Source organism: Bradyrhizobium sp. sGM-13 (assembly GCF_018398875.1).
GTDB lineage: Bacteria > Pseudomonadota > Alphaproteobacteria > Rhizobiales > Xanthobacteraceae > Bradyrhizobium.
On sequence record NZ_JAGWDK010000022.1, the window covers coordinates 17,601 to 43,671 of the forward strand.

Genomic DNA, 26,071 nt, shown 5'->3' on the forward strand with positions numbered 1-26,071 from the left:
CCATGGCGACGTCGGGCCAGCCATCGGCATCCGTTCCCGGCCTGCGCCGGAACATGGTGACGATCTGCGCCATGACGGCGACGATCATGCAGGCGCTGGACACGACGATCGCCAACGTCGCGCTGCCCTACATGCAGGGCACGCTGTCGGCGTCGCAGGACCAGATCAACTGGGTGCTGACCTCCTATATCGTCGCCGCCGCGATCATGACCGCGCCGGTCGGATGGATCGCCAACCGCTTCGGCAGCAAGCGCATCTTCATCATCTGCTCGGCCGGCTTCACGATCGCCTCGGTGTTATGCGGATTGGCGCAGGACATCGGCCAGATGGTGGTGTTTCGTCTGCTGCAGGGCGTGTTCGGCGCGGCGCTGGTGCCGCTGTCGCAGGCCGTGATGCTCGATTCCTACGCGCTGCATGAACGCGCCAAAGCAATGGCGATCTGGGGCATGGGGGTGATGATGGGGCCGATCATGGGTCCGTCGCTTGGCGCCTGGCTGACGGAAACCTATTCCTGGCACTGGGTGTTCTTCGTCAACCTGCCGTTTGGCATTATCACTGTGCTCGGCCTCGTCATCTTCATGGACGAGACCAAGAAGGACATCGAGCTGCGGTTCGACTGGTTCGGCTTCACCGCGCTGGCGGTCGCCATCGGCGCGCTGCAGCTCGCGCTCGACCGCGGCGAACAGCTCGGCTGGCTGGAATCCAACGAGATCATTGCCGAGTTCATCATTGCCGGCATCGGCTTCTATTACTTCCTGGCGCATTCGCTGACGACGCAACATCCGTTCATCCAGTTCGCGCTGTTCAAGGACAAGAATTTCGTCGCCGGCTGCGTATTTATGGCGGTCATGGGACTGGTGCTGTTTTCCACCATGGCCCTTTCCTCGCCGTTCCTGCAGAACGTGATCGGCTATCCCATCATCACCGCCGGGCTTCTGCTGGCGAGCCGCGGCTGCGGCACGTTCGTGGCGATGATGCTGGTCGGCCGCATGATGAACCATATCGAGGCACGAACACTGATCGTCTCCGGCCTCGGCATCACCTGCCTGTCGCTGTTCTACATGACCGGCTGGACCGACCAGACCGGCGTGACCGAGATCGTGACCATCAGCGTGGTTCAGGGCTTTGGCTTTGGGTTGGTATTCGTGCCGCTCTCCACGGTGGCGTTCCTGACGCTACCCAATCATCTGCGCACCGACGGCACGTCGATGCTGACCTTGATGCGCAACGTCGCCAGCTCGATCGGGATATCGCTCGTGATCTCGCAACTGACGCAAGGCACGCGCTACACCTACGCGGTCCTGTCGGAGCACATCAATCCGTTCAATCACGCCCTGCAGATGCCCCAAGTGCGCGACATGATCGACCTCGCCACCGACAAGGGCCGCGCCATGGCGGATATGATGGTCAAGATACAGGCGCAGATCATCGCATTCTCATATGACTACCAGCTCGTGATGATCTTCACCGCCTGCGCCATCCCGCTCGCCATCATGATCGGCTCGACCAAGGCGACGCTGCGCGAGCAGTCGACCGCGCCGGATCATGCGGTGATGGAGTAGGGCTGCCATTCGGAGCGCCCGCGTTACGGCCGCTCCGACACTGAAAGCGCGTCGAGCCGGACGTAGCTCGCTTCCATTCCCTGCTCCATGCCGGTCGCCAGCATCGTGGCGCGCGTCGCAGCATCTGGCAGCGTCATACGCATGGTCATCAAGGTGCCGGCTCCGTCCGACGCGAAGTTGGTTTCGACGTGATTGTCAGGTGTCGGGTCCGGCAGATGCATCCGTTCGACATGTACGAGGCGGCTGAACGGCGCCACCTCGATAAATTCGCCGGTCAGGTGGAAGCCGCCGCCCTTGCCGTCGCTCCATTCGTACCGGATCTTGCCGCCCGGGCGTGCCTCGTTGACGCAGACCGGCATCGTCCAGCCTTCCGGACCAAGCAGCCACTTCTGGATCAGCGCCGGCTCGGTGTGCGCGCGAAACACCGCCTCCGGCGTGGCGGCAAACCGCCTGGTAACCACGACGTGGGTGTCGCCTTCGGTCTTCAGCGTCAACTTACTCATGGGATTGCCTTCTCCTGGGTTTTCATTTCGGCCAGCACGTCGTCCAACCGGTTGTAATTTGCCGCGAGCGTCTGCCGCAGCATCGCAAGCCATTGGTCGATCTCGGCGACGGCCGCAGGCGCTAGCCGGCATGGCCGTTTCGTGCCTTCGACGCGGCGCAGAATAAGGCCGGCGCCTTCGAGGACTTTGAGGTGACGGGAGATGGCGGGCTGCGTCATCTCGAACGGCTCAGCCAATTCCATGACGGTGGCCTCGCCTAGCGCAAGGCGCGCCAGGATCGCCCGGCGGGTCGGGTCGGCCAGCGCGGAAAAGGCAGCATCAAGATTCGCCATAGAACATCTCAGATCCGTTATATAACTGATCTTTTATATAATCGTTCTTTTATGTCAAGTCGGGAATGTGAAAGGCTGGCTGCGGCTGGGCCGCCGGCCGCCCGGCAACTCAGCTCGATATCAGCTAGGCCGAGGCGGTCGAGTTCTCCAGAAACGAGGAAGCGACGCCGCCAAAACTGAAATTCGCGGCTGCTCAAGCCCGTGGCATGGTCAGCGGCCGGGATGCCCGGGTCTGTGCGGCGAGCCTGATCGCGGCGTTGGCAGCGCCGAAGCCGTGATAGTCGCGCCGCTCGACGATCTCGAAGAAAAACCGCTCGTCGAAGGCATGGGTATAGGCTTGGAAGAATTCGCCCTCGCCCTCGCGGTCGTAGAGAATCTGATTGTCGCGCAGCGCCGCCATCGTCGTGGCGTCGAGGCCGTATTTGGCCTCGAGATCATCGTAGTAATTGTCGGGAATCTTCAGGAAATCTGCACCCCGCGCGCGCATATCGGCCACGGCTGCAAAGATATCGCGGCAGGAGAACGCGACGTGCTGGACACCGGAGCCGAAGAATTCGTGGATGAAGCGGGCCGACAGCGTGCGCGTCGCCGATGAACCGTTCAGAACCACCCGCAGGTTTTCGTTGGCGTTGATCAGCGCCTGGCTCTGCACCAGGCCGACCGGATCGGCGATCTCGAACTGAGGTAGACGCTTCAGATCGAGAATGCCGGTATAGAATAATAACCACGACAGCATCTCGTCGTAGGGCATCGATTGCGAGATGTGGTCGACTTCGTCGAGACGATCGGTAGCCGCATCGCTGCGCAGCGGCTCGAAATCGAGCTCCCAGTTCTTGCCGGCTTGCTCCCGAAAATACAGCAGGCTGCCGCCGACGCCGCGGATCGCCGGGATTTCAAGCTCGCCCGGCCCTACCGGCTGATAGAAGGTGCGCGCCTGCAGCGCTTCGGCGCGCGCCATGGTGCTGCTGGCGTCATCGACATCAACAGCGATGGCGCAGACCCCGGGACCGTGCGCGACAAAATGCGAATGGGCAAAGCTATCAGGCTCGCAATTGATCACGAGATCGATATGGCCCTGCGACCAACGCTCGACGTCCTTGCTGCGATGCGCACCCGTCTTGCGAAAGCCCAGTTGGCCGAACAGCGCCGCGAGGTCGCTGGCCTTCTCTTCACTGACGGCAAATTCGATGAAGCCGACGCCGCGGCTGCGCGCCTTCGGCGGCAGTGGCTTTGCCGGAGCGATCGAGGCGGCGCTACGGACGTCATCCTCAAGCAGGATCAGCGAGCGCAGCCCGTCGGTCGCGGTGCGCACCGCGGAGCCGGCGCGAAACTGATCGTTGAATATTTCCAGCGACAGCGGGCCGGCATAGCCGGTGGCAAGCACGTCTTCCACGAAGCGGGCGACCGGCAGGTCACCCTGCCCCGGGAAGCAGCGGAAATGCCGGCTCCAGGACAAAACGTCGAGGCCAAGTTTCGGCGCGTCGGCGAGTTGCACCAGAAAGATCTTGTCGGCGGGGATCGATTGAATCGGCAGCGTCGGGAACGCCGGCGCCAGAGCGTGAAAGCTATCCAGAATGACGCCGATCGATTTGTGGTCGGCGCGCCGCACGATCTCCCAGGCGTCGCGATAATCGTTGACGTGAAGCCCCCAGGCGAGCGCCTCATAGCCGACGCGCAAGCCCCGCGCGGCGGCCCGCTCACCCAGTTCGCGGAAATCGGCCGCCGCGCGGTCGATGCCGCCGAGCGAGGCCGGCGAGATGTTGCTGCAGATCAGCATCAAGTCGGTCTGCAATTCCTGCATCAAGTCGAACTTGCGCTCGGCGCGGCCGAAATTGCGCCCTCGCTGCGGCTCCGGCATGCCCTCGAAGTCGCGAAATGGCTGGAAAGCGCAGATCGACAGCCCGAGATCGCGGCACATCTGGCCGACCTCGCGCGGGCTGCCTGCGAACGACAGCAGGTCGTTCTCGAAGATCTCGACGGCGTCGAATCCGGCAGCGGCTATCGCCCGCAGCTTTTCGTCGAGCGCGCCGCTCAGCGAAACGGTAGCGATCGAGCGCTTGTTCATGCCGCAGTTTCCGTCATGGCGCCACCTAGGAACAATTGCCCGATGCGGGGATCGTTCAGCACCCGCTCCGCTTTGTCGACGAGCCGGGTCTGACCGAGTTCAAGCACGATGCCGTAATCTGAAATCTCCAGCGCCGAGCGCGCATTCTGCTCGATCATCAGGATCGACACGCCGCGATCGCGCAATTCCTTCAGAATGTTGAAGGTCTGCTGCACCATCAGCGGCGATAGCCCGATCGAAGGCTCGTCGATCAGCACGAGTTGCGGATTGAGCAGGAGGCCGCGGACGATCTCGAGCTGTTTCTGCTCGCCACCCGAGAGCGTGGACGCCTGCTGGGTCGCCCTTTTGCGCAGCGCAGGAAACTTGTCGAGCGCCGCCTCGATCCGCGCGGGCAGATCGGTGATGTCCCGCCCGGCGACGACGGCGCCGAGCTGGATGTTGTCGCGCACCGACAATTCGGGGAAGATGTTGCGTCCCTGCGGCACGTAGCAGATGCCTGAAGTCAGCAATTCGCGCTGGCTCAGCCCGGTAACGTCGCGCCCTTTGAATACGATCCTGCCTTCACGCAGCTTCAACAGCCCGAAGATCGCCTTGAACACGGTGGATTTTCCGGCGCCGTTCGGGCCGATCACGGTGGTGATGGAGCCCGCCGGCACGGAAAAACTGGTGCCGTTGAGGATCGTCATCTTGCCGTAGCCGCCGACGAGGCCTTGAACATCGAGGATGGCGTCGCTCATGGGCTGCTCCTCTAGTGGCCGAGATAGGCTTCGATGACAGCGGGATTGGCGCGGACTTCGCCAGGCGTGCCCATCGCCAGCAGCCTGCCTTCCGCCATCACCATCACGCGCGTGCATAGCGACATCACGAATTCCATGTTGTGCTCGATCACGACGAAGGTGGCGCGCTTCTCTCGGTTGATCGCGGCCAGCCGTTCCTTGAGATCCCCGAGCATGGTGAGGTTGACGCCGCCGGCCGGTTCATCGAGCAGCACCAGCCGCGGGCCACCCATGAACGCCATCGCGGCGTCCAGCAGCTTTTGCTGGCCATACGACAGCCCGCCGGCGGTTTCGGTGGCGAGATGGTCGAGCTTGAAGAAGCCGATTATCTGGTCGGCCGCGGCGGTCAGTCCCGCATCCGACGGACCGAACAGCCGCGACACCATGTTGCCCTGATGCTCTTGGCCAGCAAGGATCAGATTCTCCCGCACCGAGAGTTTTGGGAATACCTGCAGAAGCTGGAAGGTGCGGCTGACGCCCAGACGATTCAACTCGGACGGCCGCAATCCCGTGACGACTTTGCCGTCGACCTTTACCTCGCCATCGGTCGGCGTGAGTTGCCCGAGGATGCAGTTGAACAGGGTGGACTTGCCACAGCCGTTCGGGCCGATTAGGCCGAGGATCTCACCCTCCTGCACGTCAAAGCTGACGCCGTCGACCGCCTTGATGCCCCCAAAACTCTTTTTGATGTTGCTGACTTCGAGAACTGCGGTCATGGCGCCGTCTCCAGCCGGGATTTAGCCACTGCCCGCAAGGCGGACGCCGCCTTGGTGCGACGCTCGGTCAGATAACGATCGAGAATGCCGAGAATACCGGTCGGCGAATAGATCAGAAGCAGCATCACGGCGACCGCATAGAGCATCAAATAGTAGCCTTGCGTGAAGCGCAGCCATTCCGGCAGCAGCACCGCAATCATTGCGCCGAGGAACGGCCCGAAGAAGAATCCGGAGCCGCCGACGATCACCATCATCAACAAGTCAAGCGAGAGCGAGAGGTTGAACGGAACCGGATCGATATATTGCGTCAGCGGCGCATAAAGCGTGCCGGCGACGCCGCCCAGCGCCGATCCGATTGCGAACGCCATCAGCGTATAGCGGCGCGTGTCGATACCGAGCGACAGCGCGCGCACCGGATTTTCGCGCAGCGCCACGAAAGCGCGGCCCCAAGGCGAGCGGATCAGCCACCACATCACCAGCGAGACGATGCCGAGCGAGCCGAGGCAGAAATAATAGAACGGCAGCGGCCGGTTGGTCGCGAAGCCAAGGACATTCGGCCGCGGAATATTGGAGATGCCGTAGATGCCCTTGGTGAGCCAGTCCTCGTTGCGGAACACCAGGAAGGCCAGAGTCGAGAACGCCAGCGTCACGAAGGCGAGGTAGTGATGCTGCACGCGCAGCGCCGGATAGCCCAGGATCCAGCCGATCGCAAAGCACAGCACGATCGCGACACCGAGCGCCACGATCAGCGGCATGCCCTGCGTGGTCATGATCGCCGCCGCGTAGGCGCCGATGCCGACGAACGCGCCCTGCGCCAGCGAAACCTGGCCGGCATATCCCAGCGTCAGATTGAGCCCCATTGCGGCAATCGTCATGACAGCCCATTGGCTCAGGATGTAGAGGCCATAGCGGTTGAAATTCATCGGCACGATAATCAGCGCCGCGATGACGGCAACGCCGAGGGCAATACGCCAGTATTTTCCGATTGCGGTCATACTGTGCGCTCCTCGGGCCTGCCGAGTAACCCCTGCGGGCGGAACAGGATAATGACGATCAGCAGGATCAACGGCACCGCGGCACGGTATTGCGTCGACACATAGGCCGCCGCCAGATTGTCGACGACGCCGATCAACAGCCCGCCGGCAATGGCGCCGCGCACCTGATTGAAGCCGCCGACGATCGCCGCGATGAACGCCGCCTGCCCCAACACTTCGCCGGAGGAGAATTTCGCCAGATAAATCGGCGTGATCAGCAGCGACGCCAACGCCACCAGAAACGCGTTGATCAGGAACGTCAGCAGGATCATGCGTTCGACCGGCACGCCGATAATGCGGGCAACCGTCGGATTCTGCGCGGTCGCTTGCATCTGGTGACCGATCGACGTGCGGTTCAACAGCGCGGTCAGGCCAATCACCACGGCGATCGCAAGCGCGAGCACGCCGAGGCTCTGCAACGAGACCACGCGGCCGAGGACCCAGACGTCGCCGGCAGGCACGATAGAGGGGAATGGCGAGGCTTCCGCACTGAAGAACTGCTTCACCGCCTCCTTCATGCCGATTGCGAGCGCCATGGTCGCGATCGCGAGTGGCAGCACGCCGTGCCGCAGCATCGGATCCACCAGCAAGAGCTTGAAGCCGAGCCCTAAGAGCAGCAGCGACAGCAGGATGCCAAGGATGATGGCGAGCCAGAACGGTGCGCCCGCGTGCATCACCGCCAGCATCAGGAACGCTGGCAGCATCACGAATTCGCCTTGCGCGAAATTGATGGTTTGCGACGTCTGCCACAGCAGCGTGAAACCGACTGCGACAAGGGCATAGATCGCCCCGGTCGCAAGGCCTGCCACGAGCAGATCGAGCAGATTGGACATGCTTTTCCCTCACGACGCGGAGATCGGCTCCGCTGACACTTCGGCTCAGATGAATTTCGCTCGGCCGCGCGCCGGGCTCCACCTCTCCCGCGTGCGGGGGAGGTCGCATTGCATCGACAGATGCGATGCGGGTGGGGGCTCTCTCCACGCGGGCAGTGCAACTCGCGGCGACACCCCCACCCCGGCCCTCCCCCGCAAGCGGGAGAGGGAGTGCAGTCCCGTCGCGGCTGAACTCATCCGGCCACGGTTCACAACAACTCAATTCAGCTTCGGCAGCACCTGCTTGACGACCTGCTTGCCCTCGACGATCTCGACCAGGAATCCCTGGCGATCGATGTCGCCTTTCTCATCGAAGGTCACATCCATCAGGATGCCGGGCTCGCTCGCGGCCTTGATGGTGAGGCCGTGAAGCGTATCAGCGAACTTTTTGGCGTCGACCTTGCCCATCTTTTCGGTAGTCGCCTTGACCATGTAGATCGCGAGATAGCCCTTGAGTCCGTTGTGGTCGGGGACGTAGTTGTACTTCTTGACGAACTTTTCCCTGAAGGCCTTGACCAGATCGACGGGTGCGTCGGTGGTAAGCCCAACGTGGCCGCGCGCACCGTTTGCCGCGTCTCCAGCCAGTTCGACGACCTTTTGACCGACCAGGGTAGTCTCGCCCACCAGCGGCACAGCGACTGCCTGCCGTTTCAGCTCTTTCAAGATGCGCGCGCTTTCTTCCTCGTTGAGGTAGATGAAGGCGGCATCGGGCGCCGCGGCCTTGATCTTGCTGACGTCGGCAGCGAAATCGGCCTGTCCCGCTTCGGTGGAAAGGTCTGCCGCGACCTTGATGTTGTATTTGGCGAATTCCTTGCTGATGACGTCGCGGCCACCTTTGCCGAAGTCGTTGTTGACCCAGACGATCGCAACCGATTTGGCCTTCAGCTCATCGTTGATGTATTTCGCGACTTTTGGCATCGAGGATTGCTGGCCGAACGAGGTGCGGAACAGAAACTTGTTGCCACCCTGCGTTAGTTCGGCCGCCTCGCCGCCCATGATCTGGGTGATGCCGGCTTCGGCGGCGAGCGGCGAAGTGACCTTGACCGAGCCCGAGTAGCCGGGCCCGAGCAGGACGTAGGGCTCATTGTCGAGCGCCTTTTGCACCTGCGCGCGGGCAACGCCGGGGTTGGATTGCGAATCCGCATGCGTGACTTCGAGCTTGCGGCCGAGCACGCCGCCCTTGGCGTTGATCTCCTCGATCGCGAGATCGATGCCGTTTTTCCAGTTGTTGCCGACGGTGGCGCCGCCGCCCGACAGTTCGGCGACGTCGGCGAGCTTGATCGGTGCTCCCTGCGCCAATGCGGTTGCGGCCGATACGGTAGCGAGCAATAGCCCGGCAAAGATTCCAGATCTCATTTCCATCCCCTCTTGTTGTTTCAAAAAGACGGCCTTGTAACCGGCCGTGCTGTTACGCTGCATTCACTTTAGCGTAGCGTTTGGCCATCATGGCGTCGAATGCATTTCCCATCTCGACGGCCGATGGCTTCAATCCCGTGAACAGCTCGAAGGCGTCCGCCGCCTGGTAGATCGCGAGCTCGCGCCCGGTCATGACCTCGGCCCCCTTCGCTTTGGCGGCATTCAACAGCGGCGTCCAGAGCGGCGTGTAGACCGCATCCGCCACCCAAATATCCCTGTGCAGCAGCGCATCCGGCACAGGCGTGCGACGGTTCGGCAGCATGCCGACCGGCGATCCATTGACCACGCCGCTGACGCCGCGCATGGCTTCCTCGACGCTATCGGCAACCTTTGTGCGGCCACGGCTCTCGATCAGGCCGGCAAGTTGCGTTGCCTTGGCTGCATCAGTGTCGAAGATTCTGATCTCCGCCACGCCAATTCCGGCAAGCGCAAAGGCGATCGCCTTGCCGACACCGCCCGCGCCGATCACGGCGACAATGCTCTGCGCGGGATCGCGGACGAGTTCGGTGATCGCCCGGGCAAATCCCGTTGTGTCGGTGTTATGTCCGATCAGCCGGTCATCCCGAACCACGACGGTGTTGACGGCGCCGATCGCGCGCGCACCGGGCGACAATTCGTCGAGCAGGGAAACCACCGCTTCCTTGTACGGGAAGGTGACGTTGACGCCGGCAAAACCCAGCCGGCGTACACCGTCGAGCAGCAGTCGCAATTCTTCGCGGCCCGCATCGGCAACTTCGATAAGCTGATAGTGGCAATGAGCGCCAAGCGCCTCGGCGGCCCGCTCATGCATCGCAGGCGATGCCGAATGCGCAATCGGCGCGCCGATCAGGCCGGTGAGGAAGCGGCGATCGGCCGGAGCAATTGGGCGGGCGGCAGGGCTCATGATCTCGTCGTCGGGCGCAAATGCGCGTAAGGGCCAGCGGACGGCTCGGGAACGTCCCGATCCGGCCGAACGATAGCGTTTTGCCGACCTAACACAATTACCCATTTATGCCGGATAGATAACACCATGTTATTTCTTGCGCGGCTTGGGATCGGGCCTTCGCAGCGCCGCCTTGCCCGGCCCAACGGCGCGCATTTCCGAGCGCAGGCACTCGATGAAGTGCTCGATGTGCAGCGACAGCGGAGCGCCACGTTTTACCGCGATGTAGGTGTCGAACCTGGTCGGCTCGATGATCCTGAGCAGTTCGACGCCGGGATAGCCGCCATGCGCGACCGTAAACTGGTCGATCACGGCGATGCCGAGGCCGGCTTTGACCAGTGCACACACCGTGGTGCCGAAGCGCGCGCGGATGGTGATGTCGTAGTCGAGTTTGTTGCGCGCAAATATCTCAGCCATGATCCGTCCATAGGGATCGTTGGGATCGATGCCGATCAGCGGATAGCGGATGATTTCCTTGGCCGAGACCTGCTTGCACCCCGCAAGCTCATGTCCCGCCGGCACGATGCAGAACAATTCGCCCGACGCCAGCGGCAGGAAGTCGAGGCCGGGATGCTCGAGCCGGTAGCTCATGGCGACGCAATCGCCGCGGCCGAGCAACAGATAGTCGACGGCTTCCTCGATCTTGAGGATGTTGATGTCGATCCGCAGTTCGGGATAGCGGCGCCGCACCCGCTCGATCGTGCGCGGCACCATCACCTGCGAGATGCTCGGCACCGAGCCAATGCGCAGTTCGGACAGATCGCCGCGTCCGATCTTGGAGATGATCTCGGAGAGATCGTCCATCTTCTCGTAGACGCCGTTGATCTGCTCGAAGATGTTGCGGGCTTCCGCTGTCGGGAAATAGCGCCCGTTCTGGCGCTGGAAGAAGCGGACGCCCAGCGACTTCTCGGTATATTTCACCAGGCGGCTGATGCCCGGCGCGGATACGTTCAGAAGTCTCGCAGCTCCGCCGATCGTGCCGGTCACCATCACGGCGCGGATCACCTCGACCTGGCGAAGCGTCATCATGTGCGAAGTCTTGCCTGTCGCGCCGCCCCTGCGATGCAGTCGCGGCTACACGTCGAAGAACACCGTCTCGTTGTCGCCCTGCAGGTGTACGTCAAAACGATAGACCGGATTGCCGCTGCCCGGCTGGCGCGTCGCGATCAGCGTGGAGCGGCGCTCGGCCGGCACCAGCGCCAGCACCGGATCGGCGGCATTGGCCGCCTCGCCGTCGAAATAAATTCGCGAGTAATTATGCAGGAGCATGCCACGTGCGAACACCGCAAGCACGATATGTGGCGCCTGCGGCTTGCCGTCGGGATCGGGCACCACGCCCGGCTTGATGGTGTCGAAGGCATAACCGCCTCTGGCATCGGTGCCGATGCGGCCAAACCCCTTGAACGACGTATTCGGCAATGCGCGCTTGTCCTGCGGATCGGAGAACCGGCCCTGCGCGTCCGCCTGCCAGATCTCCAGCATGCAATCCGGCACCGGCACGCCGTCGCCGTCGAACACCGTGCCTTCGACGCGAATGCGCTCGCCCGAGGTGTCCGGCGTCACCAGATTGTTGTTGAACGCATCGTTCCAGTCGTATTTGCCGCCCGGCGTCAGGCCGTAGGCGAAGTAGGGACCGACGGTTTGCGACGGGGTGATGCCGTCCGGTTTGGTCTGAGGCACTTAACTGTTCTCCATCGGCGTGGCGTTGCGCCCGCGCAGCACAATGTTGAAGCGGTAGCACAGCGCCCAATCCGGCTTGGTGTTCTCCAGATCGAATGACGAGATCATCCGGTTGCGCGCCTTCTCGTCGGTAACCGAATTGAAGATCGGATCGAACGGGAATAGCGGATCGCCGGGGAAGTACATCTGCGTCACCAGGCGCGAGACGAACGAGTGCCCGAACACCGAGAAGTGGATATGGGCCGGACGCCAGGCGTTGTGGTGATTGCCCCAGGGATACGCGCCGGGCTTGATGGTAACGAAGCGGTAATAGCCTTGCGCGTCGGTTTGCGCGCGGCCGGCGCCGGTGAAGTTCGGATCGAGCGGCGCGGGATGCTGGTCGACGACGTGGACATAGCGGCCGCAGGAATTGGCCTGCCACAGTTCAACCAGCGTGTTCGGCACACCGCGGCCGTCTTCATCGAGCACATGGCCGTGCACAATGATGCGCTCGCCGATCGGCTCGCCCTTGCCGTGAACGGTGAGGTCATGATCGTTCGCGCGCACGGTCTCGTGGCCGTAGACCGGCCCGGTCAATTCCGACAGCGTATGACGCATCGGAATCAGCGGCTTGGAGGGCGAACGCTTGACCGTGCTCTTGTAGGCGGGAGACAGCCGCGGCGGATGCGCCGCGAGACTTTGCACTGGATAGACCAATGTCATGACGAATTCCTCCCTAGCATCGCAGTCGCCGCGCAAAATTGCTTTGCAATTTTTCGCTGAGCCGCGCCGCCGGATCATTATATGACATAACTAATTTGGGAAAGGGCGATTTTTCGCTCTCCCTACCCATTGTCTTAATTGACCTTTTCGATCGCGACCGCGACGCCCTGGCCGACGCCGACGCACATGGTTGCCAAGGCAAGCTTCCCGCCTCGCTTCTCCATGCCGTGCACCGCCGTCAGCGCCAGCCGCGCGCCGCTCATGCCGAGCGGATGGCCGAGCGCGATCGCGCCGCCATGCGGGTTGACGAAGTCGGCATCGTCCTTGACGCCCAGTTGCCGCAGGCAGGCTATGCCCTGGGAAGCGAAGGCTTCATTGAGCTCGATCAAATCGAAGTCAGAGATCTTGATGCCGAGCCGCTCCATCAGCTTCTTCGTCGCCGGCACCGGACCGATGCCCATGATGCGCGGCGGCACCGCCGCCGAGGCTAACCCAAGGATGCGCGCCCGCGGCGTCAACCCGTGCTTTTTCACGGCGAGCTCAGAGGCGAGGATCATCGCGGCTGCGCCATCATTGACGCCGGAGGCATTGCCCGCCGTCACCGTGCCGGGATTGCGCACGATCGGCTTCAGTTTTGCCAATCCTTCGAGCGTCGTTTCGGGACGCGGATGCTCATCCTTGTCGACGGTGATGGGACCTGCCTTGCCGCCGGGCACCTGGATCGGCGTAATCTCCTCGGCGAAATAGCCCGAGGCGATCGCCGCGCCCGCGCGCTGCTGTGAGCGGATCGCCATCGCATCCTGGTCGGCGCGCGATACCTGGAATTCTTCGGCGACGTTCTCGCCGGTTTCCGGCATCGCATCGACGCCGTACTGCGCCTTCAACAGGGGATTGATGAAGCGCCAGCCGATGGTGGTGTCGTAAATCTCGGCCGAGCGCGCAAACGCTTCCGGCGCCTTGCCCATCACGAAGGGTGCGCGCGTCATCGATTCGACACCGCCGGCAATCGCGAAATCAATTTCGCCAGCGCGGATCGCGCGGCCCCCGGCGCCGACCGCATCGAGACCCGACGCGCAGAGTCGGTTCAGCGTCTGCCCGGGAACCTGCTCCGGCATGCCCGCGAGCAACAGCGCCATCCGCGCCACGTTGCGGTTGTCCTCACCGGCCTGGTTGGCGCAGCCGAAAAATACTTCGTCGACCTGGGTCCAGTCGAGATTGGGGTGCTTCGCCATCAGCGCCTTGATCGGGGCTGCGGCCAGATCGTCGGCGCGCACCTTGGCGAGCGATCCGCCGAAACGGCCGATCGGGGTCCGGACGGCATCGCAAATGAATACATCACGCATAGAATCTCTCCCTGAATGCCGTGCTTTAGGCGTTGACCCAGATTTGATGGCGAGTTTTAGGATCGCACCCGCGGCAGGTCAATTGAGGCATCGTTCCCGGGCGGCGCTTTCGCGGGAGGTCCGTCATGCCCTCAACGCTGGTGTGATGCGTGGAAAACTCTGACAACGCGGGTATGGGAATAGGACCGCGCGGCGAAATTTTGTAGTTTGCCGCCCCTGGAGCCGTGGCCGGCTCCAGCTTCTCGTTTGGACGCGTTTTCTTCACGCGAACCGGTACCCACTTCACTTGAAAACGCTCTGATGACGATCCAGCAATCCATCCCCGCCCCCGCACCGCCCGAGGCCACGCCGGCACCTGATGCAACTTCACGCGTCACGCCGATGATGGAACAATATTTGGAGATCAAGGCCGCCCATCCCGGGCTCTTGCTGTTCTACCGGATGGGCGATTTCTACGAGCTGTTCTTCGAGGACGCCGAGATCGCCTCGAAGGCGCTCGGCATCGTGCTGACCAAGCGCGGCAAGCATCAGGGCATGGATATCCCGATGTGCGGCGTGCCGGTGGAACGCTCCGAGGATTATCTGCATCGCCTGATCAATGCCGGCCACCGCGTTGCCGTATGCGAGCAGACCGAGAATCCGGCCGCCGCGCGCGCCCGCGGCAACAAGAGCGTGGTGGCGCGTGGCGTGGTGCGGCTGGTGACGCCGGGCACGCTGACCGAAGACACGCTGCTCGATGCCCGCACCAATAATTATCTGCTGGCGATCGCGCGCGCCCGCGCCTCCTCCGGCGGCGACCGAATTGGCCTCGCCTGGATCGATATCTCGACCTCGGAGTTCATGGTCACGGAATGCTCGACGGCGGAACTCGCTGCGACGCTGGCGCGGATCAATCCGAACGAGGCCATCGTTACCGATGCGCTCTATGGCGATCCTGATCTGGGCGCGCTGCTGCGCGAACTGCCCTCAGTGACGCCCTTGACCCGCGACGTCTTCGACGGCGCCACCGCGGAGCGGCGCCTCTGTGACTATTTCGCAGTCGCGACCATGGATGGTCTCTCCGCGATGACACGGCTGGAGGCGACCGCTGCGGCCGCCGCCGTCACTTACATTGACCGCACCCAGGTCGGTAAGCGTCCGCCGCTGTCCCCGCCCTCGCGCGAGGCCGCGGGCACGACGATGGCGATCGATCCCGCCACCCGCGCCAATCTCGAACTGACCCGGACTCTCGCTGGCGAGCGGCGCGGATCGCTGCTGGATGCGATTGACTGCACCGTGACTGCGGCAGGCTCCCGGCTACTGGCGCAACGTCTGGCGGCGCCGCTCACCGATAGTGCTGCGATTGCACGGCGGCTGGATGCGATTGCCGCCTTTGTCGCCGACAGCGCCGCACGTGACGACATCCGCACGACGCTGCGCGCCGCACCCGACATGTCGCGTGCATTGGCGCGGCTGTCGGTTGGTCGCGGCGGCCCGCGCGACCTTGCGGCTTTGCGCGACGGCATTCTCGCGGCGGACCAGGCGCTGGCGCGCCTCGCACAGCTCGAAGCCGCACCGGCTGAAATCATCGCCGTGATGGAGGCGCTGCGCCGCCCCTCGCGCGATCTGGCGCGCGAATTCGAACGCGCGCTCGCCGAGCAACTGCCGCTGATCAAGCGCGACGGCGGCTTCATCCGCGAGAGCTATGAGCCCGCGCTCGACGAGAGCCGGAACCTGCGCGACGCCTCCCGCCTCGTGGTCGCGGCGATGCAGGCGCGCTACGCCGATGACACCGGCATAAAGGCCCTCAAGATCCGGCACAACAACGTCCTCGGCTATTTCGTAGAGGTCACGGCGCAGCATGGCGACAGACTGATGGCGCCGCCGTTGAATGCGACTTTCATCCACCGCCAGACGCTGGCGGGGCAGGTTCGTTTCACCACCTCCGAGCTCGGCGAGATCGAAGCCAAGATCGCCAATGCCGGCGATCGCGCGCTCAATCTGGAGCTGGAAATCTTCGAGCGGCTCTCTGCGATGGCGCTCGCCGCCAGCGACGATCTGCGTGCCGCGGCGCATGCCTTCGCGCTGCTCGATGTCGCGACTGCGCTCGCAAAGCTTGCGGTAGACGACAATTACGTGCGGCCAGAGGTCGACGGCTCGCTCGGCTTCGCCGTTGAGGGCGGCCGGCATCCGGTGGTCGAACAGGCGCTGAAGCGCGACGGCCAGCCGTTCATCGCCAATGCCTGCGACCTTTCGCCGGGGCCGGGCGAGAAGTCCGGTCAGATCTGGCTGATCACCGGCCCGAACATGGCGGGTAAGTCGACGTTCCTGCGGCAGAACGCCTTGATCGCGCTGATGGCGCAGATCGGCTCCTACGTGCCGGCGTCGCGCGCCCGGATCGGCGTCGTCGACCGCCTGTTCTCACGCGTCGGCGCGGCCGACGATCTCGCGCGGGGACGATCGACCTTCATGGTCGAGATGGTCGAGACCGCCGTGATTTTGAACCAGGCCAGCGAACGCTCGCTGGTGATCCTGGATGAAATCGGCCGCGGCACTGCGACGTTCGACGGCCTGTCGATCGCGTGGGCCGCGATAGAGCATCTGCATGAGGCCAATCGCTGCCGCGCGCTGTTCGCCACGCATTATCACGAGCTGACCGCGCTGTCCGCCAAGCTGCCGCGGATGTTCAACGCCACCGTGCGCGTCAAAGAGTGGCAGGGCGATGTCGTATTCCTGCACGAGGTGCTGCCGGGTTCGGCCGATCGGTCCTACGGCATCCAGGTCGCGAAGCTCGCCGGCCTGCCGCCGGCCGTGATCACGCGCGCCAAGTCGGTGCTGGCGAAGCTCGAGGCTCAGGACCGTGGCCAGACCGCGCGGGCACTCGCCGACGATCTGCCGCTGTTCGCCGTCCCCTCCCGCGCTGCCGCCGAAGCAGCAGCCCCGAGCGAGGCGGAGCAGTTGATGGAAGCCGTGAAGGCCTTGCATCCCGATGAGATGTCGCCGCGCGAGGCGCTGGAGGCGTTGTATGCGCTCAAGACGAAGCTGCCGACGTAATGAAGGGTTCGTAAATCTCAGCAGACATGCAGCGTGCATCTTCCAGCATTCAACGAGTGGTGCCAGAATGCGGCGATGCCACGTCAATCCGTCCTGCCGCCATCGCTGTCCGCCCAACTGTCCGCGTTGATCACCCGGCGCTTTCGCTCGCTGTCTGATTCCGAATTGCAGGACATTCTGGCTGAATTTTCTGAACTTCCAGCCAAGCTGATCGTGGATGCAAGTCGCGAAATGACCGATGTGGTCTCGCCGTATGAACCTTCCCTGCTTGAGCAGCTTAGGAAATCCGAGCAGCAGCTCATGAAGAGGAGCCACGATTACGCCTGGCTCTTTCTGTTTCACCGCAGTGGTTATGTGAGAGAGGCCGCGCTCGACGTCATCAACGCACCTCCGGCTTCTGCCTTCTTCCTATCGGCGCTGGCTTGGCGATTAAACGACTGGGTCGGCGCGGTACGTCAGGCGGCGGTCCGTTGCGCCGAACGAGTTTTCCCTCGAATTAGCCCAGAAGTCGCAGCGAGTGCCGCTCCGTACCTGCTTGACCGCCGGTTCGTGTGGGCTCGTTGGCGCGAGGAGGCAAAGGTCCTGGATTCCGTATTTGGACACACCGATGTCATGGCGGCTCTCGCCATGCGGATGCAGAAGCAACAGACCGGAACGTATGCAAGCTGCCTGCGCCACGCGTTGCGATATCCAGAGATCGATAAGCACCTTCCACGCCTTGCTATCGATGCGATTCAGCCATCCGTCCGAGTCGCAGCCTACCAGTGCTTGTTGTCCGGCAGAGCAACCTGGCCGGTGGGTTACGGGTGGAGCTGGATCGACAAGGTCTATGGCTTGCGGAAGCGTGTGAGGATGCTGGACTCGCGCGAAATTCAGAGAGCGAGCCCTGCTGCCGATTGGATCAGAAGAGGCATCCACGACAGGTCAGTTCTGGTCCGAAGGGTTGCCGCCGACGCCATGGTCGGCGCTCGGGCGCAGTTGCCGGATGCGGACAGCTTAATCGCGGTTCTGGGAAGTGATCGCAGCTCAGCAGTCCGATCGCGAGCGGACTATATGCTGCGACATCCGCAGTAAGGTTTCGCTAGGGCGCCGACTTCCTTCGCCCGAGCCACCACAGGCTCAGGTTCCAGCCGATACACGTCGCCAGCGCGAGACTGAGCCCAACCGCCGAGCCGAACTGCAGTGCTGCGACATGCAGCACGGCGATCGCGATCCCCAATCCGATCAAGCCCCAGGCGCTGTTGGCGAGTACCGCCGCGGTCGGCGGACCGCCGATGCGCGGATGCAGGATCAGCATCATCGAAGTGAACACGATCGGGAATAGCGCGATCATGCCGCTGATCTTCGGACCGACCCAGCTCGAGGTCGTGACCACCGTCGCCACCAGCGTTGCGACCAGCGAGGCCCGCAGCGGGATGTCGTACCACCGGCGCCGGATCGGCGGCATTTTGGCGTGGCGGTAGCGGGCGAGCAGCGGCACGCAGATGGCAAAGGCAATGGCGTTCGCGATCAGGCCGCCGGCGAGCGACCATTGCACCGAGCGGATGATCGCGGCGAGCACGAGCCATACGGCGACCGCCGCGAGGCAACTGAGCAGCGCGCCGTGGCGCTGCGCCAGCACGACATAGGTCAGTCCGAGGAAGATCGTCGCGGCATTGATCGGCAGGCTCGCCAGCGCGCCCTCGGCGATGAAGGCTGCGTCATGATCGAGCGCGAGGAATACGTAGGACGGCCCCGCCGAGATCGGCAGCTTCGCGATCAGCGCGCCGATGACGGGGCCTGAGCGTTCGGTGACGATGGAGGCCGTCACCACGAACGCCGCGGTGATCGCCATGCGCAGGCCGAGCGTCAGGAGGAAGGCGAGTTCGGGGGACATGCTCTATCCGTCGTCCCTGCGAACGCAGGGAACCATACGCCGCGGCTGATCGATTTTGGGAGGTGCGGGCTGATACTTCCCGCACCAATGGACTTCCGTGGTTATGGGTCCCTGCGTTCGCAGGAACGACGCCGAAGATTGCTTCACACCCGCTTCATCGACACCGAGACTTTCGGGCCGTTCTTGATGGTCTGATAGACCACGCAATAGCGCTCCGTCAGCTTGAGCAGCAGATCGAGCTTGTCCTGCGGCGCGTCGGTTGCGACCTCGAAGCGCAGGCGGATCTCCTCGAAGCCGACCGGAGCTTCCTTGTCGACGCCGAGCGTGCCGCGGAAATCCAGGTCGCCTTCGGCGATGACGTTGCCGGCCTTCAGAGGAATATCGGTGGCGGTGGCCACCGACTTCAGCGTCACGCCGGCACAGGCGACCAGGGCTTCGAGCAGCATGTCGCCGGAGCAGAGCTCCAGGCCGGAGCCGCCGGTGCCGGGGTGCAGCCCCGCAACCGCCGGCGCGCGGCCGGTCTCGACCTTGCAGGCGATGCCTTCATGGTCGATCGAGCCTTTGGCTTTGAGGGTAATGACCGCGGCCGAGGGATCGGACTTGTAGCGTTCCTTGATCGGGGCCTGCATCGCGCGGAGTTCGGCGGCGTCCATCTTGCTCTCTCCCGACTGTGTTTGTGCGAGTCGATATAATCGGCTAGCGACCTGCTGTCATCACGCCTCGCGGCGGCGTGCATGACATTTTGGAAATCCGCGCCTTTCCAACAGGTTATGGCTGGCATTCGCCGAGGCGACGGCATAGCTTTGCGTTGACCGTACAATCGCCCGTGACAGCCCCTGCGCCGTCCGATATCGGGGAGATCATGGACAGCATCGTGACAGAGGACCGCTCCGGGGCGGATGACCGTTTCGATACCGCGCGGATCACCGCAGCGGTCGATGCGCTGGCCGAAAAACATGCCGGCCGCGAGGAGGTGTTCCGCTCGGCGCTGGCGCAATTGCTCAAGGCCGAGATGATCGCCGCGCGCGCCACCGCGCAGGCCGTGCTCTTGAAGGATCGGCACGGCCGCCGCTGCGCGGAACGGCTTTGCTTCATGCAGGACGAAATTATCCGCATCCTCTATGCGGCTGCGACGCGGCATCTCTATCGCTCGCATGTGCCGTCCGGCGCCGAGCGCATGGCGGTCGTCGCCACCGGCGGCTACGGCCGCGGCCTGATGGCGCCGGAATCCGACATCGATCTCTTGTTCATCCTGCCCTACAAGCAGACCGCGTGGGGCGAGCAGGTCGCCGAAGCCATTCTCTATTGCCTGTGGGACATGGGATTGAAGGTCGGCCACGCCACGCGCTCGGTCGATGAGTGTATCCGTCAGGCGCGCGGCGACATGACGATCCGCACCGCGATCCTGGAGACGCGGTTCTTGACCGGCGACCGGCCACTTTATGACGAGCTGGTCGCCCGGTTCGACAAGGATGTCGTGCAGGGCACGGCTGCCGAATTCGTCACCGCCAAACTCGCCGAGCGCGAGGAGCGCCACCGCCGCGCCGGGCAATCGCGCTATCTGGTCGAGCCCAACGTCAAGGACGGCAAGGGCGGCTTGCGCGACCTGCACACGCTGTTCTGGATCGCCAAATACGTCTACCGCGTGCGCGAGACCGGGGAGTTGGTCGAGCGCGGCGTGTTCGACGCGCAGGAATACCGCACCTTCCGCCGCTGCGCCGATTTCCTGTGGTCGGTGCGCTGCAATTTGCATTTCGTCTCGGGGCGCGCCGAGGAGCGGCTGTCGTTCGACATGCAGCGCGAGATCGCAGTCCGCCTCGGCTACACCTCGCACCCCGGCATGCAGGATGTCGAGCGCTTCATGAAGCACTACTTCCTGGTGGCGAAGGACGTCGGCGATCTCACCGCGATCCTGTGCGCCAAGCTGGAAGAGGAGCAGGCCAAACCCGCGCCGGTCCTGAGCCGGATGGTGGCGCGGCTGCGGCCGGCCCCCAAGCGGCGGCGGGTGCCCGACAGCGACGACTTCATTATCGACAACAACCGCATCAACCTCGCCGCGCCCGACGTCTTCAAGCACGACCCGGTCAACCTGATCCGCATCTTCCATCTGGCGCAGAAGAACAACCTCGCCTTCCACCCCGACGCGATGCGGACGGTGACCCGCTCGCTGAAACTGGTGAACAGCCAGCTTCGCGAAAATCCGGAAGCCAACCGGCTGTTCATGGAGATCCTGACGTCGAACGACGCCGAGACCGTTCTGCGGCGTATGAACGAGACCGGCGTGCTCGGTCACTTCATCCGCGCCTTCGGCAAGATCGTGTCGATGATGCAGTTCAACATGTACCACCATTATACGGTGGACGAGCATCTGATCCGCTGCATCGGCTTCCTGCAGGAGATCGAGCGCGGCGGCAATGACGAGTTCACGGTCGCCAGCGACCTGTTCCGCAAGATCCAGCCCGAGCATCGCGCGGTGGTCTACATCGCCACCCTGCTGCACGACGTTGCCAAGGGCCGGCCGGAGGACCATTCGATCGCGGGCGCCAGGGTGGCGCGCCGGCTGTGCCCGCGGCTCGGCTTTTCCACCGCCGACACCGAGCTGGTGGCCTGGCTGATCGAAGAGCATCTGACGATGTCGACGGTAGCGCAGTCGCGCGACCTCTCCGACCGCAAGACGATCGAGAATTTTGCCGCCGTTGTGCAATCCGTCGAACAGATGAAGCTGCTGACCATCCTGACCACCGCCGACATCCGGGGCGTCGGCCCTGGGGTGTGGAACGGCTGGAAAGCGCAATTGCTGCGCACGCTGTACTACGAAACCGAGCCGGTCCTGACCGGCGGCTTCTCGGAAGTGAACCGCGCGCAGCGCATTGCGGTGGCACAGGCCGAATTCCGCGCCGCCTTCACCGAATGGCCGGAGGAAGAGCTCAATGCCTACATTGCGCGGCATTATCCCGCCTACTGGCTCAAGGTCGATCTGCAGCGAAAAATCCGCCAGGCGCGTTTCATCCGCGCCAGCGAACAGGCCGGGCATCAGCTCGCAATCAATGTCGGCTTCGACGAGGCGCGCGGCGTTACCGAATTGACGATACTGGCCACCGACCATCCGTGGCTGCTGTCGATCATTGCGGGTGCCTGTGCATCTGCCGGCGCCAACATCGTCGATGCGCAGATCTATACGACGACCGACGGCCGCGCGCTCGACACCATCGCGATATCAAGGGAATACGACCGCGACGAGGACGAGGGACGGCGCGCGACCCGTATCGGCGAGATGATCGAGCACGTGCTCGAGGGTAAGTTGCGGCTGCCCGAAGTGGTGGCGCGCAAGGCCGCCAACCGCGGCAAGGTGCGCGCCTTCGTGGTCGAGCCCGAGGTCACCATCAACAACCAGTGGTCGGACCGCTACACCGTCATCGAGGTCTCCGGTCTCGACCGCCCCGGCCTCTTGTATCAGCTCACTACTGCGATCTCGAAGCTCAACCTCAACATCGCCTCCGCCCATGTCGCGACCTTCGGCGAACGCGCCCGCGACGTGTTCTACGTCACCGATCTGCTCGGCGCCCAAATCAACGCGCCGACCCGGCAGGCCGCGATCAAGAGTGCGCTGCTTCATCTACTCTCTGCCGAAGACAACGTCGCCAAGCCGGCGGCGTGATGGAATGCTTCGCTGCGCTCGCAATGACGACGAGTGCCGAAGCACGACAAGCTGTCATCCCCGCGAAGGCGGGATCCAGCGATTCGTAGGATGGGTGGAGCGAAAGCGATACCCATCAATCATGTGGGAGACGGTGATGGGTTTCGCTGCGCTCTACCCATCCTACGGACTCGCTGTCGTCCCTGCGAACGCAGGGACCCATACTCCGCGGCCCGCGGAAATGGCACACGGCGAGACGGCTTTGCTTCAACAATGAAGTGCGGTGGTTATGGGTCCCTGCGTTCGCAGGGACGACGCGCATCAGAGAAGGCGATCGCCGAGAGATGGTGGACACGACGCATGCGCGCCTTTGCCCACCCTGGGCTGCTAGGTAGTCCGTTCTGCCGCAGCCCGAGCGTGAGACTCGAGCGCGGCCAAGCTCGCCGCGACGAAGGTAAGATAGCTTGCCTGCGCAATCAGGATGCCGAGATCGAACAGGCCGAGTAGATCTTCCCAAGGGTTCTCTACCGGGACGGCGTTTGTTCCCCTGCCGCCAGCGATAAGGGTGGGCTGGAACCTGCGATCTCGGCGAGTTGTTTCGGATGCGATGTCGTCAGAGCAACGGATTAGATGCAAGTATGCTTTCGGCATATCAATCCCCAGAGTTCGGCCGGCGATCCCTGAACGAAGCGGGTTCGACAACGGCGAGGGTTGCGACCAGGCAAGGCGTCAGCTCGTTGGGTCTTCCGTAACACTCTTCCCGCATGGCAAACCGGCGCTCCGCCGCCCATCCGGCTAGTCAATCAGCGTAGCCTTCGAGAAGGACAGGACCATTGAACGGAGGTTGATCCAAACGTTCCATTCGGTTGGGCGGACCATACCGAGGTTTAGGATCGCAACCTGCCCTCGCGCGACGGAAGATCGCGCCTGGAGGTCAAGGTGCCGCAAAGGATCGGCCGATTTTGCCCTCCGGGCCTGCGAAAAGCTGCTAGTATCCAGCCCGTTAGGAGGGCGACGTTGTCGCCGCTGATGGTCGCGAACACCTGGCGACGCAGCGCCGCTCGGGATAGCCGAGTGTCAGTGCTGATGATGCGTAAGCCGACGATAAAGTCCCGGAGCTCGGCCGAGCAATGGCTGCTCGGCAGCATGGCGCTGGCGTTGGGAGCGGTAGCCGGGATCTGGCTGTTGCTCGGCCCAGTACCGATGGCCGCGCCTCATTTCATTGCGATCGTGCTGCTGACCGCTTCGATTGCCGCCTCATTGGTCATGATGGGCCTGGTGGGGCGTACCCGCCGGCAGATGGAAGCCGTGCTTGAGGGCCGACTGAGCGCCGAAGCGCGCGCGATCGAGACGCTGCGCCACAGCGAGGCGCAATGGAAGGAGGTGTTCGAGCATAACCCGGTGATGTACTTCATGGTCGATGCGACCGGAACCGTGCTGTCCGTCAACACATTCGGCGCCGCACAACTTGGCTACTCCGTCAGCGAACTGCTCGGGAAATCCGTGCTGAAGGTCTTTCCGGCCGAAGAGCAACCCGCCGCCCAGCGCAACGTCGCCGTATGCCTGGACAATATCGGCGAGACCCACAATTGGGAGATATGCAAGGTTCGCAAGGACGGTTCAACCCTCTGGGTTCGCGAGAACGCCAAAGCCGTGCGGCGGCTGGACGGCCGATTGATCGTCCTGATCGCGTGCGAGGACATCACGGAGCGCAAGCAAGCTGAAAATGCGCTGCGGCAGAGCGAAATGTATTTGGCCAAAGCCCAGCGATTGAGCCACACCGGCAGCTTCGGCTTGCGCGTCGCCAGCGGCGAAATCATCTGGTCGGAAGAGACGTTCAGAATATTTGGATTCAAAAGGGCCCCGTCCATCAAGCTCGCCACCGTCATTCAACGCATTCATCCGGACGATCGCGGACGCGTGCAACGGACCATCGACCGCGCGTCCAGCGAGGGCAAGGACTTCGCGCATAGTTATCGATTGCTGATGCCCGATGGCTCGATCAAGCATGTCCACGCGACCGCGCATGCGGTGAAGGATGCATCAGGCGGAGTCGAATTCGTTGGGGCGGTAACCGATATCACGGCGCGCAAGCGAGCCGAGATGGAATTGCATGAAGCGCAGGCGACGCTTGCGCATGTCACGCGGGTGACTGCGCTTGGCGAACTTGCTGCCTCGATCGCCCACGAGGTGAACCAGCCGCTCGCAGCCGTGGTCACCAATGCCGCCGCATGCCGGCGTTGGCTCGACCGCGAGCCTCCCGATCTGAAGGAAGCGCGCGCGACTGTGGCAGCGATCATCAAGGACGGCAATCGTGCCGGCGAAGTGATCCAGCGGGTCCGTGCGCTCGTGAGCAAGGCGACCGATCAAAAGGCTCCGCTTCACATCAACGATGTCATCAACGAGGTCATCAGCTTGGTGCAGCATGCGCTGGTCAACCATCAGGTATCATTGCGGCTGGAGCTCGCCCCCGACCTGCCGCTGGTCATCGCCGATCGGGTCCAGTTGCAACAGGTCATTCTCAACCTGGTCATCAATGCCATTGAGGCGATGCAGCCGGTCACGGACCGGCCGCGGGAACTGGTGATCCGGACATGCCAGGATGATATCAGGCAGATCGTGGTGACGGTGAAGGATTGCGGCGTTGGCCTCGCAGCCGAGAACGCTGGCCGGCTGTTCGACGCCTTCTTCACCACCAAATCCAGCGGCATGGGCATGGGCCTGTCGATCTGCCGCTCCATCATCGGCGCTCATGGCGGACGGCTGTCCGCGTCCGGAAATGCCGGCCCTGGCGCGACATTCCAGTTCACCTTGCCGTTAACTCAGGAGGATGCAGCTTGAACGCGCGGCCGGCATCGCCTTCCAGCCTCGCAAGTGTCGAGGAACCTGTCGTCTTCGTCATCGACGACGACGCATCGGTACGTGAGGCGCTGAGCAATCTCTTTCGCTCAGTGGGATTGCGGGTCGAGTCGTTCGGTTCGGCTCACGAATTTCTGCAGTACAAGCTTCCTAATGCCCCGAGTTGTCTGATCCTTGACATCAGGCTGCCTCGGCTGAGCGGCCTCGACTTTCAGGCCGAATTGGCCAAGGCCGACATTCACATTCCGATCATCTTCATGACCGGTCATGGCGATATTCCGATGACGGTCCGCGCAATGAAGGCCGGCGCCGTCGATTTTCTGACCAAGCCATTCCGCGATCAGGACATGCTGGATGCCGTAACCGCGGCAATCGAGCGCGACCGCAACAGCCGCGGCGAAGCGATGGTTCTCTCGGAGCTGCAGGCGCTTTTTGCGACGCTAACTCCCCGGGAGCGGCAGGTGATGGCGCTGGTGACGTCGGGGCTCATGAACAAGCAGATCGCAGCCGAAATCGGCCTGGCGGAGATCACCGTGAAGATACATCGCGGGCACATCATGCGCAAAATGGGAGCGAAGTCGCTGCCCGATCTGGTACGGATGGCCGAGCTACTCGGGATCGGGCCTGCATCCGGCCGGTCGCAAACCTAAGTATGATTTTCCCTCGCAGATTTGCAGCGCACTCTTCTGAGACGCGGCGCCACAGGAAAAGACATCCTCTGGTCGTCTCCAGAAAAGGATCTC

21 protein-coding genes are annotated in these 26,071 nt (G+C 63.2%); 6 read left to right on the forward strand and 15 right to left on the reverse strand.

All coding sequences use genetic code 11. From position 1 onward, the window contains the following. The first annotated feature begins 2 nt into the window (after positions 1–2). Positions 3–1,562: an MDR family MFS transporter gene (locus tag KJQ96_RS27540; RefSeq protein ID WP_213289521.1), complete on the forward strand. Its 1,560-nt coding sequence runs from the start codon at positions 3–5 to the stop codon at positions 1,560–1,562. 23 nt (positions 1,563–1,585) lie between these two features. Here the strand turns inward: KJQ96_RS27540 and KJQ96_RS27545 are convergent, their stop codons facing one another. The 13 genes from KJQ96_RS27545 to pcaF form a co-directional block, all read right to left on the reverse strand. Continuing rightward, the gene (locus KJQ96_RS27545; RefSeq protein WP_213289522.1) at positions 1,586–2,065 is read right to left on the reverse strand and encodes an SRPBCC domain-containing protein; all 480 of its coding nucleotides are present in this window, start codon (positions 2,063–2,065) and stop codon (positions 1,586–1,588) included. Next, entirely contained in the window at positions 2,062–2,397 is a 336-nt protein-coding gene (locus tag KJQ96_RS27550; protein WP_213289523.1) for a metalloregulator ArsR/SmtB family transcription factor, read from the reverse strand. The genes KJQ96_RS27545 and KJQ96_RS27550 overlap by 4 nt, the downstream gene beginning before the upstream one ends. A 193-nt stretch (positions 2,398–2,590) precedes the next feature. Next, positions 2,591–4,462, reverse strand: coding sequence for a bifunctional sugar phosphate isomerase/epimerase/4-hydroxyphenylpyruvate dioxygenase family protein (locus KJQ96_RS27555; protein WP_213289524.1), 1,872 nt, complete (start codon positions 4,460–4,462; stop codon positions 2,591–2,593). Continuing rightward, complete coding sequence (locus tag KJQ96_RS27560) at positions 4,459–5,199, reverse strand: ABC transporter ATP-binding protein (RefSeq protein ID WP_213289525.1); 741 nt, start codon at positions 5,197–5,199, stop codon at positions 4,459–4,461. Before KJQ96_RS27560 ends, KJQ96_RS27555 begins: the two co-directional genes overlap by 4 nt. An 11-nt stretch (positions 5,200–5,210) precedes the next feature. Next, positions 5,211–5,954, reverse strand: a complete 744-nt coding sequence (locus KJQ96_RS27565; RefSeq protein WP_213289526.1) for an ABC transporter ATP-binding protein — start codon at positions 5,952–5,954, stop codon at positions 5,211–5,213. Further along, complete coding sequence (locus KJQ96_RS27570; RefSeq protein ID WP_213289527.1) at positions 5,951–6,949, reverse strand: branched-chain amino acid ABC transporter permease; 999 nt, start codon at positions 6,947–6,949, stop codon at positions 5,951–5,953. Before KJQ96_RS27570 ends, KJQ96_RS27565 begins: the two co-directional genes overlap by 4 nt. After that, the gene (locus KJQ96_RS27575; protein ID WP_028347722.1) at positions 6,946–7,821 is read right to left on the reverse strand and encodes a branched-chain amino acid ABC transporter permease; all 876 of its coding nucleotides are present in this window, start codon (positions 7,819–7,821) and stop codon (positions 6,946–6,948) included. Before KJQ96_RS27575 ends, KJQ96_RS27570 begins: the two co-directional genes overlap by 4 nt. 258 nt (positions 7,822–8,079) lie before the next feature. Then, positions 8,080–9,216 carry an ABC transporter substrate-binding protein gene (locus KJQ96_RS27580; RefSeq protein ID WP_213289528.1) on the reverse strand — a complete coding sequence of 379 codons (1,137 nt, stop codon included), beginning with the start codon at positions 9,214–9,216 and terminating at the stop codon, positions 8,080–8,082. Positions 9,217–9,268: 52 nt separating this feature from the next. Further along, positions 9,269–10,159, reverse strand: a complete 891-nt coding sequence (locus KJQ96_RS27585; protein ID WP_213289529.1) for a shikimate dehydrogenase — start codon at positions 10,157–10,159, stop codon at positions 9,269–9,271. Positions 10,160–10,288: 129 nt separating this feature from the next. Beyond that, complete coding sequence (locus tag KJQ96_RS27590; RefSeq protein ID WP_213289530.1) at positions 10,289–11,227, reverse strand: LysR family transcriptional regulator; 939 nt, start codon at positions 11,225–11,227, stop codon at positions 10,289–10,291. Positions 11,228–11,272: 45 nt separating this feature from the next. Then, a complete protein-coding gene (gene pcaG / locus KJQ96_RS27595; protein ID WP_213289531.1) occupies positions 11,273–11,878 on the reverse strand; it encodes a protocatechuate 3,4-dioxygenase subunit alpha in 606 nt (201 codons plus the stop codon). Further along, a complete protein-coding gene (pcaH, locus tag KJQ96_RS27600; protein ID WP_213289532.1) occupies positions 11,879–12,580 on the reverse strand; it encodes a protocatechuate 3,4-dioxygenase subunit beta in 702 nt (233 codons plus the stop codon). It lies immediately after the preceding gene. 134 nt (positions 12,581–12,714) lie between these two features. Then, entirely contained in the window at positions 12,715–13,923 is a 1,209-nt protein-coding gene (gene pcaF, locus KJQ96_RS27605; RefSeq protein ID WP_213289533.1) for a 3-oxoadipyl-CoA thiolase, read from the reverse strand. A gap of 300 nt (positions 13,924–14,223) precedes the next feature. Between pcaF and mutS the strand changes: the two genes are divergently transcribed. Beyond that, a complete protein-coding gene (gene mutS / locus KJQ96_RS27610; RefSeq protein ID WP_213289534.1) occupies positions 14,224–16,956 on the forward strand; it encodes a DNA mismatch repair protein MutS in 2,733 nt (910 codons plus the stop codon). A gap of 33 nt (positions 16,957–16,989) precedes the next feature. Beyond that, complete coding sequence (locus KJQ96_RS27615; protein ID WP_213289535.1) at positions 16,990–18,030, forward strand: hypothetical protein; 1,041 nt, start codon at positions 16,990–16,992, stop codon at positions 18,028–18,030. A 7-nt stretch (positions 18,031–18,037) separates the two neighbouring features. Here the strand turns inward: KJQ96_RS27615 and KJQ96_RS27620 are convergent, their stop codons facing one another. Both KJQ96_RS27620 and KJQ96_RS27625 read right to left on the reverse strand, forming a co-directional pair. Then, positions 18,038–18,832, reverse strand: a complete 795-nt coding sequence (locus tag KJQ96_RS27620) for a hypothetical protein (RefSeq protein WP_213289536.1) — start codon at positions 18,830–18,832, stop codon at positions 18,038–18,040. A gap of 143 nt (positions 18,833–18,975) precedes the next feature. Further along, a complete protein-coding gene (locus tag KJQ96_RS27625) occupies positions 18,976–19,485 on the reverse strand; it encodes an OsmC family protein (protein WP_213289537.1) in 510 nt (169 codons plus the stop codon). A 209-nt stretch (positions 19,486–19,694) separates the two neighbouring features. On the opposite strand from KJQ96_RS27625, the gene KJQ96_RS27630 reads away from it, so the two are divergent. From KJQ96_RS27630 to KJQ96_RS27640, 3 genes are all read left to right on the forward strand, one after another. Continuing rightward, a complete protein-coding gene (locus KJQ96_RS27630; RefSeq protein WP_213289538.1) occupies positions 19,695–22,490 on the forward strand; it encodes a [protein-PII] uridylyltransferase in 2,796 nt (931 codons plus the stop codon). 1,053 nt (positions 22,491–23,543) lie between these two features. After that, a complete protein-coding gene (locus KJQ96_RS27635; RefSeq protein WP_309142477.1) occupies positions 23,544–25,310 on the forward strand; it encodes a PAS domain S-box protein in 1,767 nt (588 codons plus the stop codon). Beyond that, entirely contained in the window at positions 25,307–25,978 is a 672-nt protein-coding gene (locus tag KJQ96_RS27640; protein WP_213289539.1) for a response regulator transcription factor, read from the forward strand. The genes KJQ96_RS27635 and KJQ96_RS27640 overlap by 4 nt, the downstream gene beginning before the upstream one ends. Positions 25,979–26,071: the final 93 nt, after the last annotated feature.

What these genes read in the sequence shown, in the direction of transcription:
- KJQ96_RS27540 (WP_213289521.1), top strand. Translation starts at nt 3, where the DNA reads ATGGCGACGTCGGGCCAGCCATCGGCATCCGTTCCCGGCCTGCGCCGG.
- KJQ96_RS27545 (WP_213289522.1), bottom strand. Translation starts at nt 2,065, where the DNA reads ATGAGTAAGTTGACGCTGAAGACCGAAGGCGACACCCACGTCGTGGTT.
- KJQ96_RS27550 (WP_213289523.1), bottom strand. Translation starts at nt 2,397, where the DNA reads ATGGCGAATCTTGATGCTGCCTTTTCCGCGCTGGCCGACCCGACCCGC.
- KJQ96_RS27555 (WP_213289524.1), bottom strand. Translation starts at nt 4,462, where the DNA reads ATGAACAAGCGCTCGATCGCTACCGTTTCGCTGAGCGGCGCGCTCGAC.
- KJQ96_RS27560 (WP_213289525.1), bottom strand. Translation starts at nt 5,199, where the DNA reads ATGAGCGACGCCATCCTCGATGTTCAAGGCCTCGTCGGCGGCTACGGC.
- KJQ96_RS27565 (WP_213289526.1), bottom strand. Translation starts at nt 5,954, where the DNA reads ATGACCGCAGTTCTCGAAGTCAGCAACATCAAAAAGAGTTTTGGGGGC.
- KJQ96_RS27570 (WP_213289527.1), bottom strand. Translation starts at nt 6,949, where the DNA reads ATGACCGCAATCGGAAAATACTGGCGTATTGCCCTCGGCGTTGCCGTC.
- KJQ96_RS27575 (WP_028347722.1), bottom strand. Translation starts at nt 7,821, where the DNA reads ATGTCCAATCTGCTCGATCTGCTCGTGGCAGGCCTTGCGACCGGGGCG.
- KJQ96_RS27580 (WP_213289528.1), bottom strand. Translation starts at nt 9,216, where the DNA reads ATGAGATCTGGAATCTTTGCCGGGCTATTGCTCGCTACCGTATCGGCC.
- KJQ96_RS27585 (WP_213289529.1), bottom strand. Translation starts at nt 10,159, where the DNA reads ATGAGCCCTGCCGCCCGCCCAATTGCTCCGGCCGATCGCCGCTTCCTC.
- KJQ96_RS27590 (WP_213289530.1), bottom strand. Translation starts at nt 11,227, where the DNA reads ATGATGACGCTTCGCCAGGTCGAGGTGATCCGCGCCGTGATGGTGACC.
- pcaH (WP_213289532.1), bottom strand. Translation starts at nt 12,580, where the DNA reads ATGACATTGGTCTATCCAGTGCAAAGTCTCGCGGCGCATCCGCCGCGG.
- pcaF (WP_213289533.1), bottom strand. Translation starts at nt 13,923, where the DNA reads ATGCGTGATGTATTCATTTGCGATGCCGTCCGGACCCCGATCGGCCGT.
- mutS (WP_213289534.1), top strand. Translation starts at nt 14,224, where the DNA reads ATGACGATCCAGCAATCCATCCCCGCCCCCGCACCGCCCGAGGCCACG.
- KJQ96_RS27620 (WP_213289536.1), bottom strand. Translation starts at nt 18,832, where the DNA reads ATGTCCCCCGAACTCGCCTTCCTCCTGACGCTCGGCCTGCGCATGGCG.
- KJQ96_RS27625 (WP_213289537.1), bottom strand. Translation starts at nt 19,485, where the DNA reads ATGGACGCCGCCGAACTCCGCGCGATGCAGGCCCCGATCAAGGAACGC.
- KJQ96_RS27630 (WP_213289538.1), top strand. Translation starts at nt 19,695, where the DNA reads ATGGACAGCATCGTGACAGAGGACCGCTCCGGGGCGGATGACCGTTTC.